Here is a 14,386-nt window from a genome sequence, read left to right on the forward strand (position 1 = left end):
ATGCGGTTCTCACTTATCGTCCCCACACTCGACCGCCCGGCTGAAGTTGAAGCTTTCATGCAGGGTCTCGACCGCCAGATTTTCCGTGATTTCGAGGTCATCCTTGTCGATCAGAGCGGAACAGATCTTTATGAGGATATTGTTGCACGATACAGCCGTAAATGGCCCGTGAAGCATGTCCGATCTGATGTCCGCAAGCCCCGACACGCGTGTAATCTGGGCGCCCGTCAGGCTGTGGGGGAAATTATTGCTTTCCCCGATGATGACTGCATTTACGAACCAGACACGCTCGAACGTGTAAATGCCTATTTTCGTAAAACAGGTGATCAGGGATTTATAACCGGTGCGGTACTGAACCTCGATGGGACACCAACAGCAATGGGGCGATGGCTGAAAGAAAGCCAGCCTCTTAACCGTCACTCCATCTGGACGGGCCTGATCGAATTCAATTTCTTCATGCCTCGCGACCTGTTCGAACAGGTCGGCGGTTTTGATGAAAATCTGGGGCCGTGTACGTCATTTGGCTCCTGCGAAGGGCCAGATCTTGCGCTGCGTCTGATGTCGGTCGGAGCGCATGGATACCATGATCGTAGTCTGCTGGTCCGTCACATGGACAAGTCTTCCACGCTCAGTGGTTCCCGCGCCTATGATTACGGGACAGGAATGGGATATGTCCTTCGCAAAAACCACGCTTCCGTGCGAACAGTCCTGACATTCTTCATTCGCCCACTGGGAGGAACGCTCCTCAGTCTTCTGCGACGGAAACGTGACCGGGCGACATATTATTTCAGGACACTTCAGGGCAGGCTGGCAGGGTATTTCTCCAGACAGACCTGCCAGATTGCACGGCATACTCTACGGGAAAATATTTCCTGATAGTCCGGAAGGTATTCCGGAACGACTGTAAAGGCGGGTTCATGACAGGAAATTTTCTCAAGGTTTTTGGCATCTTGAGTGCAATCCCAGCGGTGTTTTGCATTCTCACTGCACATGCTGATGCAGCAGATCCTGCCCGAATGATCGCAGCCTGTCCGGCATGGCCTGCCCATTGCAAAATTGATCTCAAGGGGCAGGTCTACAAGATCCAGCACACACTGCATCTCAATCCACTGACCATGAGACTGACCAATGGCGTACTGGATGCCTCGGGGCTGCCGGATGGTGAGCCTGCAATTCTTGTCTCGTCAGATGGTCCGGGCCAGCCCGAAAGTTACGATACCGCGGCAGACAGCATCGATCATATTGTTCTGACAGGCCAGCCGAAAGCAGATGGGATCGTTCTCGATAACAGGAATGATGATAATATCCGTATGGCTGCCATTACGATGGAAAATGTCTCCATTTCCGGATTTCGCCGTGGGCTGACTTTTGGCAGTCATGCCTATGTTTTTGGACTTTCCCACGTCCAGATCCATAATAACGCAACGGGCCTGTATACGGTCCCGAACGCAGTGGATGCGGGAGAGCGCATTACCCTGGAGGATGTCAACGTTTTCAATAATACCTTGGGCGTTGATGACGAAGGAGGCATGGAACTCGACTGGCTCGGATCACGTCTGGATTACAACGCGATGACGGCGGTGATCTCAGGTCTGTGGAATTTTGACGGTCATATTGAGATTGCTCCTCCGCACGTTCCTCCGATCCGGCTTCATGCCCTCGTCGGTCAGCCGGCAGGTTCACTTTTCATAACGCCCGGGTCTTTCGTGATCGTCAGTCAGTCCGGCGGGCAGGCAAGCAGCGACTACTGGGTCCAGAGCGACAGCCCGTACAGTGCGATCCAGTTTCCTGCCCACACTTATGGTGTTCGAGGAAAGATCGCTGTTATGAACGGTCCTGCTCCCGTTTATGGGCCTGCCTTGCCGCCCTACAATCCGTACTGATCCTGACAAGCCCCTGCCTGGAGGCAGGGGGCCCGCAATAGAGTTGTGTTACGCCATCCAGCGGCCTACTGCCGCCATACCCAGCGTCAGAAGTTCTTCGGCCCGCTGAGGCGTGGATGCCTCAACATATACCCGTAGTTCCGGAGCATTTCCTGACGGGCGCAGATGGATAATGTCATCCTGATGGAAAGTGATGCGGATACCATCCGTTTCATCGACCTTTGCAACGGGACCACAGGCATCAACGAAACCCAGCATTTCGCTGACACCCGCAACGTCCTCGCGTAACATGGTCAGGCGTGCTTCACTCTGCGTTCTGGGGATGTTTTGCAAACGGTCGCTCTGTGTGAAACGCGGCGGAAGTGTTTCAAGAAGTTCCGCAACACCGCGCTGCCCGTCCTGAACCGAGGTCAGGACACAGATCATTGGTAAGACGGCGTCCCGGGTTGGCAGGGCAGCGAGAAATTTTCCCTGATGGTTGATATCACTGGCCAGCAGGAACCCGCCATTGGCTTCGTAACCAACGGACGGAACATTGCCCGCCTCAACGGCATCCATCATTCCCGTCACGACGTAAGGTGAGCCAATCCGGGTGCGACGTATGGACGGAACAATTCCCGAAGCTTCGAGGGCCGTATTGCTGCTGACAGGTGTGGTCACCGAAGCGGCGCCGAGGCTCTGTGCCGCCAGAATTCCAAGGACGTCTCCCCGCAGCCAGCGCCCATGCTGATCCGTGAGAAGAGGGCGGTCTGAGTCCCCGTCCGTTGTCAGGATGGCGTCATACTCGCCGTTCTGTGCCCAGTCGCGCGCAAGAACGATATCTTCCGGACGCACTGCCTCCGTATCGACGGAAACGAAAACATCCGAACGTCCCAGAGCAACGGCTTTTCCGCCCAATGCTTCGATAATGGATACCAGCACGTCTCGTCCTACGGCCGAATGCTGGTACACACCAAGTGTCTTTCCGGAGAGCGCCGTGGGACCAAAAAAATCCACGTAGCGTGAAATATATTCCGGCAGAACATCTGTGACGGCAGGAAGCGTGATATCGGCCGTCAGGGTACCCTGATCATCGAACCATCCGTGCGGGAGGCTGACGTCCTGTTCGCGCATGCCGGTTTCGTCGCTTTTGAGGAACTCTCCCTTTGCACGGTTGAACTTGATGCCGTTTCGATCGCTGGGGATATGGCTTCCTGTCACCATAAGTGACGGCATATTCCGTGAAAATGCATACAAGCTTAACGCGGGTGTAGGAACCAGACCGCAATTGACCGGCTTGCCTTTCATCCACACGATGGCGGCAGCGCATGCCCGCAGAATGCGAGGGGTGCTCGGACGCAGGTCTCCTGCAATAGCCACGGGTTTTCCGGGACTGAACTCCCCGATTGTCTCCAGATATTTCAGATAGCCAACAGTATAAGCAAAGCAGACGGCGTCCGTCATGGACGTGACAAGTCCGCGTGCGCCACTTGTTCCGAATGCTACTTCTGATTGTACCATCCAGTCAGAAATCTTCATGTATCTTCAGCCTCATGTCATCGGGGAAATAGTTCATGCGTATCTCTTCCCGAACATACATCCGCGCTATTGGACCTGATAGGGCTTCCCGGGAAAATCATGGATGAGCATGGCTTCGCATGCGTAAAAGTCTCTTCCGGGGTGTGGCGACGGGGACACAGCATCATTATTACACAATATTGCTAATGAGAATCATTTGCATTAACAACTGGAGTGAGGGAAACAGGGCTCAGTCAGAACGTCGCGACGGTTTCTTTTCCGATGGCGGATCATGGGTGTGCAGGCTGAAACCAGAAGCGTTTCGGTCGCAGGGAGCGGCACCTGGTCCGATCGGATGAAAAGCTGTCGGAAGGTCTGTGGCGTAGTTTCCAGAGTTCAGGTGTTGCATGCCGCAAGAAAACGATTTTTCGCTCTCCTCCCTGTCGGGTCCGTCTTTCCGGTCCTCCCGTGAAGGTTCAGGCCAGAAATGGTCTGCCCTTGTCATGCTCGCACTCGGTGCAGGGCTGGGTGTGGCCGAAGCCGGTGAGGCCGAGGCGCAGGATGGAACGGACACGGCAGGAACAACCGCGACCGACAGCACGATCAATCTCTCCGCCGTGCGGGTGCATGGTCAGGCCGACGTTGAGGGGAGCAATACGAACAACACGTCTCTCGATATCGGGCGCATGCCGGGCACGGTCCGTGACACGCCGCAGACCATCAGCGTCGTGCCGAAAGACCTGATCATCCAGCAGCGTCTGTTCACGCTGGATCAGGCGCTTGCCAATGTTCCGGGCATCACGATGTCCACGGGCGAGGGCAATGGTGGCCTGAACGGCGACCAGTTCCGTATCCGTGGCCAGCAGGCACGTGGCGACATCTATGAAGATGGCCTGCGGGATTTTGGAACCTATGTGCGGGACACCTTCAACACCGAGAGCGTCGAAGTCATCAAGGGGCCGAGCGGCGAGTATTTCGGCGCGGGCAATGTGGGTGGCGTGATCAACCAGACGCTCAAAAAGGCGCATCTGGGCAACCATTACGATCTGGACCAGACCTTCGCCAGCGGCATGCAGTATCGCGGCACGGCGGATGTGAACTACCAGCTTGGCAAGCATACCGCCCTGCGCGTGAACGGCATGTATAACAAGCAGGACGTGGCCGACCGCGACAACATCCGCACGGACCGTTACGGCGTGGCGGCGGACCTCGGTTTCGGGATCGGGACGAAGACGACCTATCACCTGAATTACCAGTGGCTCGGCAGCCGTGGCACGCCGGATTACGGTGTTCCGATGATCCAGATCGGCGGCATCTATTCCCCGATCACGAGCCATGGACTGGCCCGCGATACGAGTTATGCGCGCAGTTTCAACATGGATAATTCGAACATCCACATGGTGACGTCGAAGTTCTCGTCACAGATCGCAAACTGGCTGACATTCAATAACGATACGCGCTTTACGCATTATCATCGTGATTATTCCGCATCGAACCCGAATGCCTGTACCGGGTCATGTGCCACATCCTTTCTGGCGGGTGGCAATCCGGCGCTGGCTTATGGTGCGGGCGGTGGCGCGGCCTATAATCAGGATGGCTGGGGTATCCAGAACGTCATGATGGCGCGGGCGAAGTTCAATACGGGCTTCCTGCGGCATGACATCAGCGCGGGTGTGGACATCAACTACACCAAAGATGACCGGATCATGGGCACTTATGTGAACCGCATGAACGACCAGACGATCCGCAATCCCTACTACTCGGCACCGAATACCTACATTACCTGGCCGTCTTCGGGGCATCGTACGGCGGATTTCCGGGATCTGGGCCTGTTCCTGGCGGACAAGATCCATATTACGAAGCGCCTTTCCCTGTTCGGGACGTTCCGCTGGGATAATTACGAGAGCACCTACTGGAGTGCTGCCGCCTCTGCTGCAGGAACACAGTCCCAGTCGTCCAGCAAGTTCAGCCCGTCTGCGAGCCTGATGTATGACGTGGACGACAACAAGAGCGTCTATTTCACGTTCTCACGCTCCTACAAGCCAGTTGGGACGGATGTGGCGTCCGAGGTGACGACGCAGTCCAGCATCGGGGACGTTCCGGTCAACGGCCGGAACCTCAAGCCGCAGCGCAGCGACCTGTTTGAAGTTGGCACCAAGATGGACTTCCTCAACAAGCATCTGGGCATGACGGCGGCGCTATATCAGATCGAGCAGAATAACTCGTATACCTATGACGAGAGCGGCAATGTCATCACCGGCTTCCAGGATGCGGGAACCGGGCGTGAGATCCGCGGGGCCGAGCTGAGCCTGACGGGCAAGATTACGAAGGACTGGGAAATCTACGGCGCCTATTCCTACATGGGCGGCAAGGTGACCAATTCCTCCACCACGGCCGGCAAACAGGCGCCGCAGCTCCCGCACAACAATTTCTCGGTCTGGACGTCCTATAATCTGTCTCCGCTGCTGCTGAAGCCAGGTCAGGGCAAGCTGAGTGTCGGTGGTGGCGCGCAGTACAGCTCCGGTTACTGGGCGAACGAGGCGAACACGGCCCGCATGCCGTACAATTTCTCGCTGAATACCATGATTTCCTACCAGTACGGCCGGTATCATGTGCAGTTCAACGCCAACAACCTGTCCGATCATCTGAACTATGCCTCGGCCTTCAATACGGGCCGTGCCGTGCCACAGTCCGGCCGGACGTTCATGGGCAATTTCGGCGTCGGGTTCTGAACCGACCTGTCATGAATGACCGGGCTTCATGAGGAACGCGATGTCATCAGGTCTACAGGACTGTCAGGATAACGGGATATTGCATCTCGTTGTGCCTTTGCCTGTTCCGCAGCAGGTGAAGGCACAGCTGATCCTGGCACAGACCCATCTTGATGCGGGCTGTGCCGAGGACGCCTTTTCCTGTTTCGCAATTGCCGCACGGAGTGGTCATCCCGTTGCGCTGAACATGCTGGGTCGTGCCTATGAGCGTGGGTGGGGTGTGACGCGCAATCCGGCACTGGCGGCATGCTGCTTCGAGGCAGCCCTGCGTGGCGGAGACGGGTGGGCCATGTTCAATCTGGCCGATCTCTTTTTTACGGGAGAGGGCGTGCCGAAGAATCACCGTCGGGCTTACCGGCTTTATGTCGATGCGGCCCGCTCCGGGAACGCGAAGGCGCTGAACATGCTGGGGCTCATGCATGAAGAGGGGAGCGCACCGGGAGAGAGTCCTGATCCGGAAGGCGCGCGGCAGTTCTATCTGGCCGCCGCCGAGGGCGGGGACTGCTGGGCATGGCTCAATCTGGGTCGGCTTTCACTGGAGGACGGTGAATGGCCCGATGCGGCGGAGGCGTTCACTAAGGCGCTGGATGCGGCAGTCGATGGTGTGCCCGAGGCCGTACTTGGTCTGATCCGGCCATATGTGCAGAAGCCTGTTTTTCAGGCTGTTCTGCGCCGGTGTCTGGCGAAGCATGGCGTGTCTTCAGACAAGAAGGTGTGCCATGCAGCCTGACCTGAAACAGCTCCTTACAAACGGTTTTTCTTTCATACAGAATGGTGACGTGACAGCGTCTGAAACCGTGACAGGATGGGTATCTGGAGAAAGGAAACACTCTCATGGATGATCGTGTCACACAGGTTCTCGAACTCTATCACGAGCGGCTTGAAGCCGAACGGCAGGAGCGGATTGCCGGGGTTCAGCGGCCAAACTCGGAGCGGTTTCTGGCGGTAGGGCGCCGGACCGGACAGCTCATCAGCATCCTGGCGCGGTCTCTGGACAAGCCGACCATTCTCGAACTGGGAACATCCTACGGCTATTCCAGCATTTGGCTGGCCGAGGCTGCGCGTAGTGCGGGCGGACGGCTGGTGACGATGGAGCTTGAGACTCACAAGATCGCCTATGCCCGCGAGATGGCTGAACGCGCCGGGCTCTCGGACTACGTTGATTTTCGCAACGGCGATGCGCTGGAGCTGATCGGACAGATGGACGACGGCATCGACTTCGTCCTGATGGACCTATGGAAGGACCTGTACGTGCCCTGTCTTGAGGCCGTTCTGCCGAAACTCAGTCCGGGCGCCATTATCGTTGCGGACAACATGCGTATTCCTGGTGGCGAGGATGCACAGAAATATCGGGAGGCCGTCCGTGCAATCCCCCACATGCTGAGCGTGCCCCTGCCTGTGGGGACGGGGCTCGAAGTCAGCCGCTATTGTCCTGAGTAATTCCCTTTCAAATCAACCTGCGTCTGGGCATGTCCCGGCACAAGAAAGCAACATGTTCAAGACATTCATGAACCGATATGGGACCCCACTGACGACCGGGTTCTTCATTGTCTCCGGCGTCACAGGCGTGGCGCTGTTCTTTCACTGGGGGCCAACAGCGTTTCATCCCATCCATGAATGGCTGAGCATGGTGCTTCTCGCACCCTTCATCCTGCATCTGGTGAAGAACTGGACATCGCTGGTCAATTACGCCCGTCGCAAGACGCTGTATGTGCCGCTGATCATCGCGTTTGCAGCCTGCATTCCGTTCTTCTTCCAGGCGCCCAGCGGACATGCGGGTAACCGGCAGACGGCTTTCATGGCACTGCCGGTTCTGGAACACGCGCCGCTCACACAGCTTGCGCCGCTGGTCCATATGGATGCGGACGGACTGGTCCATCGCCTCCAGTCGCAGGGTTATACGGTCGGCTCAGGGGACCAGACGCTTGAGGATATTGCAAAAGCCTCAGGGCATCCGGTTAATGACGCCGTGGTCGCAGCGCTGCAAAATCCACATGGTGGCGGCCCGGGCCATGGCGGCCATCATCCGCATCAGGAATAAGACAGAAAGCCTCGGTCAGACCGGGGCTTTTTTTTATGAGGGCCCTCTCAGGACTGCGGACACGATACGACACGGAAGAGCCGCCGAATCATTCTTGATAGTGAGAATGACTCTCATTATCGTCGGATTAATATCCCCGCAGTCCAACAGGTGCCGTGATGTCCCTTAGCTTTTCCCCCTGGCAGATGTTTCTCGACGCCGGCCCGGTCGTGCGGGGCGTCATGACAATCCTTGCGATGGCCTCGCTGGTGACCTGGACGATCTTCATTGCCAAAACCATTGAACTGCAGCGCCTTCGCTCGCGTCTGAAGAAATCGGAAATCACGCTCGAAGACGCCGAGACGCTGGATATCGGCGAGGAGTGGACGCGCACCGGATCGGGCTCCGGCATCGCCCATGCCATGGTCATGGCTGCCGAAGTGGAGCGTCAGCGCTCGCAGGACATTCCGGGGGACCGTGAGGGCATCAAGGAGCGCATTGTCCTGCATCTGGAAAGGCTGGAAGCCGCTGAAGGCCGCCGCCTGATGCGGGGGACGGGCGTTCTCGCGACTATCGGTGCGACGTCTCCGTTCGTCGGGCTGTTCGGCACGGTCTGGGGCATCATGTCGTCCTTCACGGGCATTGCGGCCGCCCATGCCACCAGCCTCGCAGTCGTGGCACCGGGCATTGCCGAAGCACTTCTGGCCACGGCACTTGGTCTCGTCTCCGCCATTCCGGCCGTGGTCATTTACAACCATCTCGCCCGCCAGACGGCAGCCTGCCGCGCCTGCGTTGCGGATCTGACGTCACTCGTAATGCGTCTCGTCTCGCGGGATCTGGCGCGCGGGATCAGCGGCGGCAAGGTGCTCCGCTTCGGGCGCGATACGCTGGCTGCGGCAGAGTAAATTTCCATGGCCATCCGGATCCGCCATGCGGACGAAAGTGTGCTCGAAGCGCATGAAATCAACGTCACGCCGTTTATCGATGTCATGCTGGTGCTGCTCGTGATCTTCATGGTCACGGCGCCGCTCACCACCGTCAACGTCCCCGTCGATCTTCCGTCCTCCACGCAGCAGACGGCACCCCGGCCGGACGAGCCCGTCTTCCTGACCGTCAAGGCAGACCACAATCTGGCCCTCGGCGAAAACGATGTGCCCGCCGCGCAACTGACGGAAGCGCTCGCCGCCGCGACCAAGGGCAACCGCGACGAACGCATCTTCCTGCGTGCCGACAAGACGGTGGATTACGGCACGCTCATGGACGTCATGGATCATCTGCGAAGCGCGGGTTATCTCAAGGTGGCCCTCGTGACGTTGCAGGGCCAGACGACCGGAACAACGCCCTGATGTCGGACGGGCTGATCTCCGAGCAACCGACGCTGCCGAGTTTCCGGGAATGGTACGCCGCGACCTGTCGTGTGGAAGACCGCTGGAGTGCAAGGCTCTGGGGTGGCTCGGCGTTGAGCGTTGTCATCCTCACGGGGGCTGTCCTGTTCTGGGCAGTGACGTCCGCCCATCCCCAGCCCATTCTGGCGGCGGAACCGCCCCCGGCTGCGATCAGCATCGATCTCGCTCCTGTCCCCGCGCCGGTTCCGGCTCCGCAGCAGGATGTCGATCCCGGCCCGCAGCAGGCAGTGGCCTCGACGGAGCCACAGCCGGAAGATCCGCCCAAGGTCGAAGCCCCACCAAGCCCCGCGCCCAATCCTCCGGTCCCGGTGCCCAAGCTGGAAAAGATCAGGTCGCACAAACCAACTGTGCACAAGCCGCTCCCGCCCGTTCCGGTCAAAGCGCCGCCTGCGGAAAAGACAACGGCCCCGCGCACTGTGGAAGCCCCGCCCACGACCAGCCCGAGCGCCGCTTCGGCCACTACGTCCAGCCATGCATCGCATGATCCCGTCACCTGGCAGGGTGAGCTTCTGGCGCGTCTGGAACGGTTCAAACGCTATCCGCAGGAAGCCCAGTCCACGCATCAGGAAGGAACGTCCCTGCTGCATTTCGTCATGGACCGCAAAGGCCATGTTCTGAGCGCCAGCCTCAAGCGCAGCGCGGGGCATGACCTGCTGGACGCGGAGACGCTGGCCCTGATCCACCGTGCCGAACCGCTGCCCATTCCGCCCGACAGCGTGCAGGGCGATCCGCTGTCCCTGACGGTTCCCATCGAGTTCTATCTGGAACACTGATCCGTTTTCCCCGTAAACATCGCGCAGGGAGAGACGACATGGATCTTGTTCTCGGGGCCTCAGGGCATGTGGGCGGCACGGTCGCCAGAATTCTGCTGGAGCAGGAGCGGGCGGTTACGGTTGTTTTGCACCGTCCGGAACAGGCTGCTGCATGGTCTGCCCGTGGGGCCAGCGTGGCCGTGCTCGATGTTCACGACACGGCGGCCCTGACGGCAGCTTTTTGCAAAGCCCGGCGCGCATTTCTGCTGAACCCGCCCGCCAGCCCAACGCTGGATGTGGACCATGAAGAGCGCCGCACGGTTCATTCCATCCTTGAAGCCGTCCGGGGCGCCTCGTTGGAAAAGATCGTCGTGCAGTCAACCTATGGCGCGCAGGACAAGCCGCATTGCGGAGACCTTGGGAGCCTGTACGCCTTCGAGCAGGGCGCACGGGAAACGGGAGTGCCGCTCTGTATCGTGCGAGCGGCGTATTTCATGAGCAACTGGTTCGGTGCCCTGTCCACTGCGCGGCAGTCAGGGGTATTTCCCAGCCTGCTTCCCAAGGGGCTCAAAGCCCCGATGGTCGCGCCGCAGGATGTGGGCGAACTGGCGGCCCGTCTTCTGGTCGCGCCTCTTGAAGAGACGGGCACTTACAGCATCGAAGGCCCCGAAACCTACACGCCGGAAGACGTTGCCACAGCGCTCAGCGCCGTGCTGGAGCAGACTGTGACGATGGATGAAATCCCGCGTCCGCAATGGCTGGAGTTCTATCGCAGTCACGGCTTCTGCCCCGAAGCCGCGCAGTCCTATGCCACAATGACGGGGATTTTTGTGGACGGCCGGTATGACCGTCCGCGCACGCCCTTGCGGGGTGCGACGGACCTTCAGACCTGCCTGCGCGATCAGGCGTCGAGATCGTCCAGATAATCGGCTGACGGAACAAAGAACAGCGTGCCCGTGACGGGGCGGCTGTAATCCAGCAGGCGGTCGTAATTCCCTTCCGGCTTGCCGACGAACATGTTGTGCAGCATTTCCTCGGTCACGGACGGGGAGCGGGCATAGCCGATGAAATAGGTGCCGAACTCGCCCTTGCCGGCTTCACCGAACGGCATGTTGTCCCGCAGGATATCGACCTGTTTGCCGTTGCGCGTCACGACATTCAGGGCGTTATGGGCGTAAGCGGGCTTTGTTTTGTCATCAAGCTCGACATTGGAAAGCTTTTTGCGGCCGATGATCTTTTCCTGCATCTCGATCGGCAGGGTGTTCCAGGCGTCGAGATCGTGGAAGTATTTCTGGGTGATGACGTAGCTGCCGCCTTTGAAAGCCGGGTCTTCATCGCCGATGATCGCGGCTTCGCACGCAGCGGCGTTTTCCGGGTTTTCCGTGCCGTCCACAAAGCCGATCAGGTCCCGGTCATCGAAATACTTGAAGCCATGCACTTCATCGACAACCGTGCACACGCTGCGCAGGCGGTCCATGACCAGCTTGGCCATCTCGAAACACATGTCCATACGCGTGGCGCGGATGTGAAAGAGCATGTCGCCGGGCGTGGAAACGGCGTGATGGACGCCTTTGATTTCCTGAAACGGATGCAGTTCCTTCGGGCGCGGACCGGGAAAAAGACGGTCCCAGGCGGCAGACCCAAAACCCAGAACACAGGACATCTGTCCGTTCAGGTCCCGGAAACCGACCGTACGACGCAGCCCCGAGAGGTCCGCGCACAGGCTGCGGATGGTCTTTTCCGCATCCGTGCCGGGATGGATGTTCAGGATCAGAAAAATGGCCGCCCGGGTGAGGGAGGCGGCAACGGGCTGTGGCGTGGGGTCGGGCATGGGAACGGTCTTTCCGTCAGCATTGCGTGATGTGTCAGGCGCCGTTGATAGCGCGCTGTGCGCTGAAGGAACAGATTACGAAAACGGGCGAGCCCCGTTTTGAAATGTGCTGCGCGTGCAGTAGGGTCCGGCCACAAACGAGAAAGGCCGATCATGGACAGCAATCTGAAATGCCCCGTCTGCGGGTGCGAACATGTTTATCCGGATGGTGCGCTGTGGATGTGCCCGGAATGCGCGCATGAGTGGAACCCGGCCGACACGGCAGCGGAAAACGGCGAGGCTTCTGCCGAGATCCGCGATGCCAATGGCAATGTCCTGGCCGATGGCGACAGCGTGACGGTCATCAAGGATCTGAAGATCAAGGGCTCGTCCATGGTCGTCAAGGGTGGCACCAAGGTGAAGAACATCCGCCTTTCGGACGGTGGCGACGGGCATGACATCGCCTGCAAGATCCCCGGGATCGGCGCGATGAACCTCAAATCCGAGTTCGTCAGGAAGGCCTGACGGGCGACGGGGATGCAGCCGTATCCCCAAGGATCTGGTGGGCGGCTTTCAGCGCCGTATGCAGTTCGGCGTAGATATTGCCGTCCCCAAGGGCCGGGGTGATGTGGTGCCGGTCCATATCGGCGCGCAGATAGACACTCACCCGCCCAAAGAGCAGCGCAATGCCGCGCTGGTGCAGTTGCGCGATCAGGTCCCGCAGGTCGGCAGCGGCGGAATAGTCAATGTCGGTGACGGGGCTTGCATCCAGCACGACGCAGCGGACGGGATGGGGCGCATGCTCCACCAGATCCAGCAAATCCTGCCGAAAGCGCGTCGAATTGGCGTAGAACAGATCCGCGCAGAAGCGGAAGACGATCAGCCCGGGCGCGCTTTCCAGCCCGTCTTTTGCAGGCAGGGCTTCCAGAACCCCGGCCGTCGAGGACTGTTGCAGCACCATCGTATGCGGCTCGTAGCTGTGCCGGACATGGCGGAACAGCGAGAGCGCGATGGCAAGGAAAATGCCTTCCTCGACGCCGACACCGACCACGACAGCCGCTGTCGTAACGGCCAGCCAGAACTCACCCGGGCTTTCCTGCCGGATCGCACGCAGGCTTTTCAGATCGACCATGCCGACCGCAACGGTAAAGACGATCCCCGCCAGAACGCAGCGGGGCAGGGCTTCCAGCGGGCGCGTAAGAAACAGCAGCACCATGAGCGTCACGCAGGCGAACGTGACCTGCGCCAACTGCGTGCGGGCACCGGAACGCACGGCCATGGCCGTCTGGGTCGGGCTGCCATTGACGGTGAAAGTCCCGCTCAGTCCCGCTGCGACATTGGCCGCCGACAGCCCCAGCAAATCGCGGTTCTCATCAACGGTTTCATGAAACCGCTCCCCGAACACGCGGGACGTGGCCGCACTCTGCGCGATGATGACGAACACGCAGGACGCCGCGACGGGCAGGAGGGCGAGAAGCTCGTTCCAGGAAACATCTGGCAGACCGAAATGCGGCAACCCGCCCGCGACATGCCCCAGTGTCGGGACACCGTGATGGGACAGGTTCAGCCCCATGCTCAGTGCGATACTGCCGATCACGACGCAGAGCCCGGCCGGCAGATGCGGCGCAAGGCGCTGCCCGGTCATGAGAATGCCGACCGTCACCGCCGAAAGACCCGCGACCATGAGGCTCCCATGCGTGATCTGGCGAAGGGTCTCGTAGGCCTGCACCAGCGGATTATGCGCGCTGACCGATACGCCCAGCATGTCATGCAGCATGGCGATGCAGACCTGCACGCCCACCCCGGCCAGAAATCCCGTCAGCACGGTGCGTGACAGGAAATCCGCCAGAAACCCCAGCCGGAAAACCCGCGCCACCAGCAGAAGTGCCGCGCAGAGGAGTGCGGTCATGCTGACGAGCGCGATGTAATGCGCGCTTTCGGGCGGTGCCATCTTGCCGATGGCACTTGAGAAAATGGCAGCCGTCGCGGAATCGGCAGCCACGACCAGATGCCGGGACGAACCGAACGCTGCAAAGGCCACAAGTGGCAGCAGGACCGTATAAAGCCCCGTGACTGCTGGCATGGCCGCGATGCGCGTATAGCCCAGAACCTGCGGAATATTCACCGAGGCAAGGGAAAGACCTGCGACAATATCCGTCCAGCTTCGGCGGGTGTCTGTGGGCTTTTGCTGTTCCGACATAAGGTGCGTTCTAGGCCTGTGGTGGGGATCTGTCTTCACAATGTTCT

14 protein-coding genes are annotated in these 14,386 nt (G+C 59.4%); 11 read left to right on the forward strand and 3 right to left on the reverse strand.

From position 1 onward, the window contains the following. Positions 1-876: a glycosyltransferase family 2 protein gene (locus GRO01_RS10180; RefSeq protein WP_062507785.1), complete on the forward strand. Its 876-nt coding sequence runs from the start codon at positions 1-3 to the stop codon at positions 874-876. Positions 877-1,016: 140 nt separating this feature from the next. Next, positions 1,017-1,883, forward strand: a complete 867-nt coding sequence (locus GRO01_RS10185; protein ID WP_141306997.1) for a hypothetical protein — start codon at positions 1,017-1,019, stop codon at positions 1,881-1,883. A gap of 48 nt (positions 1,884-1,931) precedes the next feature. Here GRO01_RS10185 and GRO01_RS10190 read toward each other — a convergent pair whose 3' ends face one another. Beyond that, positions 1,932-3,383, reverse strand: a complete 1,452-nt coding sequence (locus GRO01_RS10190) for a phosphomannomutase (RefSeq protein ID WP_174787446.1) — start codon at positions 3,381-3,383, stop codon at positions 1,932-1,934. Between the two features lie 404 nt (positions 3,384-3,787). Here GRO01_RS10190 and GRO01_RS10195 point away from each other — a divergent pair, with 404 nt between their 5' ends. The 8 genes from GRO01_RS10195 to GRO01_RS10230 all read left to right on the forward strand — a co-directional run bounded on the left by GRO01_RS10195 (position 3,788) and on the right by GRO01_RS10230 (position 11,255). Then, positions 3,788-6,112 carry a TonB-dependent receptor gene (locus GRO01_RS10195; protein ID WP_062507792.1) on the forward strand — a complete coding sequence of 775 codons (2,325 nt, stop codon included), beginning with the start codon at positions 3,788-3,790 and terminating at the stop codon, positions 6,110-6,112. Between the two features lie 40 nt (positions 6,113-6,152). Next, positions 6,153-6,881 (forward strand): tetratricopeptide repeat protein, encoded by a 729-nt coding sequence (locus GRO01_RS10200; protein ID WP_062507794.1) that lies wholly within the window; start codon positions 6,153-6,155, stop codon positions 6,879-6,881. A gap of 104 nt (positions 6,882-6,985) precedes the next feature. Then, positions 6,986-7,591 carry an O-methyltransferase gene (locus GRO01_RS10205; RefSeq protein WP_062507796.1) on the forward strand — a complete coding sequence of 202 codons (606 nt, stop codon included), beginning with the start codon at positions 6,986-6,988 and terminating at the stop codon, positions 7,589-7,591. Between the two features lie 52 nt (positions 7,592-7,643). Continuing rightward, a complete protein-coding gene (locus GRO01_RS10210) occupies positions 7,644-8,192 on the forward strand; it encodes a hypothetical protein (RefSeq protein ID WP_062507799.1) in 549 nt (182 codons plus the stop codon). 158 nt (positions 8,193-8,350) lie between these two features. Next, entirely contained in the window at positions 8,351-9,076 is a 726-nt protein-coding gene (exbB, locus tag GRO01_RS10215; RefSeq protein ID WP_062507801.1) for a tonB-system energizer ExbB, read from the forward strand. Positions 9,077-9,082: 6 nt separating this feature from the next. After that, the gene (exbD, locus tag GRO01_RS10220; protein ID WP_062507803.1) at positions 9,083-9,517 is read left to right on the forward strand and encodes a TonB system transport protein ExbD; all 435 of its coding nucleotides are present in this window, start codon (positions 9,083-9,085) and stop codon (positions 9,515-9,517) included. Continuing rightward, positions 9,517-10,350: an energy transducer TonB gene (locus tag GRO01_RS10225; RefSeq protein WP_062507805.1), complete on the forward strand. Its 834-nt coding sequence runs from the start codon at positions 9,517-9,519 to the stop codon at positions 10,348-10,350. The genes exbD and GRO01_RS10225 overlap by 1 nt, the downstream gene beginning before the upstream one ends. Positions 10,351-10,388: 38 nt before the next feature. Beyond that, positions 10,389-11,255: an NmrA family NAD(P)-binding protein gene (locus GRO01_RS10230; protein ID WP_062507807.1), complete on the forward strand. Its 867-nt coding sequence runs from the start codon at positions 10,389-10,391 to the stop codon at positions 11,253-11,255. Here GRO01_RS10230 and GRO01_RS10235 read toward each other — a convergent pair. Further along, positions 11,231-12,160: a Dyp-type peroxidase gene (locus tag GRO01_RS10235; protein ID WP_062507809.1), complete on the reverse strand. Its 930-nt coding sequence runs from the start codon at positions 12,158-12,160 to the stop codon at positions 11,231-11,233. The two genes, GRO01_RS10230 and GRO01_RS10235, sit on opposite strands and share 25 nt — an antisense overlap. A gap of 153 nt (positions 12,161-12,313) precedes the next feature. Between GRO01_RS10235 and GRO01_RS10240 the strand changes: the two genes are divergently transcribed. Beyond that, a complete protein-coding gene (locus GRO01_RS10240; protein WP_062507811.1) occupies positions 12,314-12,664 on the forward strand; it encodes a zinc ribbon domain-containing protein YjdM in 351 nt (116 codons plus the stop codon). Here the strand turns inward: GRO01_RS10240 and GRO01_RS10245 are convergent. After that, positions 12,651-14,339 (reverse strand): SulP family inorganic anion transporter, encoded by a 1,689-nt coding sequence (locus GRO01_RS10245; RefSeq protein WP_062507813.1) that lies wholly within the window; start codon positions 14,337-14,339, stop codon positions 12,651-12,653. The two genes, GRO01_RS10240 and GRO01_RS10245, sit on opposite strands and share 14 nt — an antisense overlap. Positions 14,340-14,386 lie beyond the last annotated feature (47 nt).

This window comes from Gluconobacter roseus NBRC 3990, from assembly GCF_006538885.1.
GTDB classification, from domain to species: domain Bacteria; phylum Pseudomonadota; class Alphaproteobacteria; order Acetobacterales; family Acetobacteraceae; genus Gluconobacter; species Gluconobacter roseus.

Bases quoted from the DNA above. Each gene is read 5' to 3' on its own strand.
- GRO01_RS10180 (WP_062507785.1), top strand. From the start codon at position 1: ATGCGGTTCTCACTTATCGTCCCCACACTCGACCGCCCGGCTGAAGTT.
- GRO01_RS10185 (WP_141306997.1), top strand. From the start codon at position 1,017: ATGATCGCAGCCTGTCCGGCATGGCCTGCCCATTGCAAAATTGATCTC.
- GRO01_RS10190 (WP_174787446.1), bottom strand. From the start codon at position 3,383: ATGGTACAATCAGAAGTAGCATTCGGAACAAGTGGCGCACGCGGACTT.
- GRO01_RS10195 (WP_062507792.1), top strand. From the start codon at position 3,788: ATGCCGCAAGAAAACGATTTTTCGCTCTCCTCCCTGTCGGGTCCGTCT.
- GRO01_RS10200 (WP_062507794.1), top strand. From the start codon at position 6,153: ATGTCATCAGGTCTACAGGACTGTCAGGATAACGGGATATTGCATCTC.
- GRO01_RS10205 (WP_062507796.1), top strand. From the start codon at position 6,986: ATGGATGATCGTGTCACACAGGTTCTCGAACTCTATCACGAGCGGCTT.
- GRO01_RS10210 (WP_062507799.1), top strand. From the start codon at position 7,644: ATGTTCAAGACATTCATGAACCGATATGGGACCCCACTGACGACCGGG.
- exbB (WP_062507801.1), top strand. From the start codon at position 8,351: ATGTCCCTTAGCTTTTCCCCCTGGCAGATGTTTCTCGACGCCGGCCCG.
- exbD (WP_062507803.1), top strand. From the start codon at position 9,083: ATGGCCATCCGGATCCGCCATGCGGACGAAAGTGTGCTCGAAGCGCAT.
- GRO01_RS10225 (WP_062507805.1), top strand. From the start codon at position 9,517: ATGTCGGACGGGCTGATCTCCGAGCAACCGACGCTGCCGAGTTTCCGG.
- GRO01_RS10230 (WP_062507807.1), top strand. From the start codon at position 10,389: ATGGATCTTGTTCTCGGGGCCTCAGGGCATGTGGGCGGCACGGTCGCC.
- GRO01_RS10235 (WP_062507809.1), bottom strand. From the start codon at position 12,160: ATGCCCGACCCCACGCCACAGCCCGTTGCCGCCTCCCTCACCCGGGCG.
- GRO01_RS10240 (WP_062507811.1), top strand. From the start codon at position 12,314: ATGGACAGCAATCTGAAATGCCCCGTCTGCGGGTGCGAACATGTTTAT.
- GRO01_RS10245 (WP_062507813.1), bottom strand. From the start codon at position 14,339: ATGTCGGAACAGCAAAAGCCCACAGACACCCGCCGAAGCTGGACGGAT.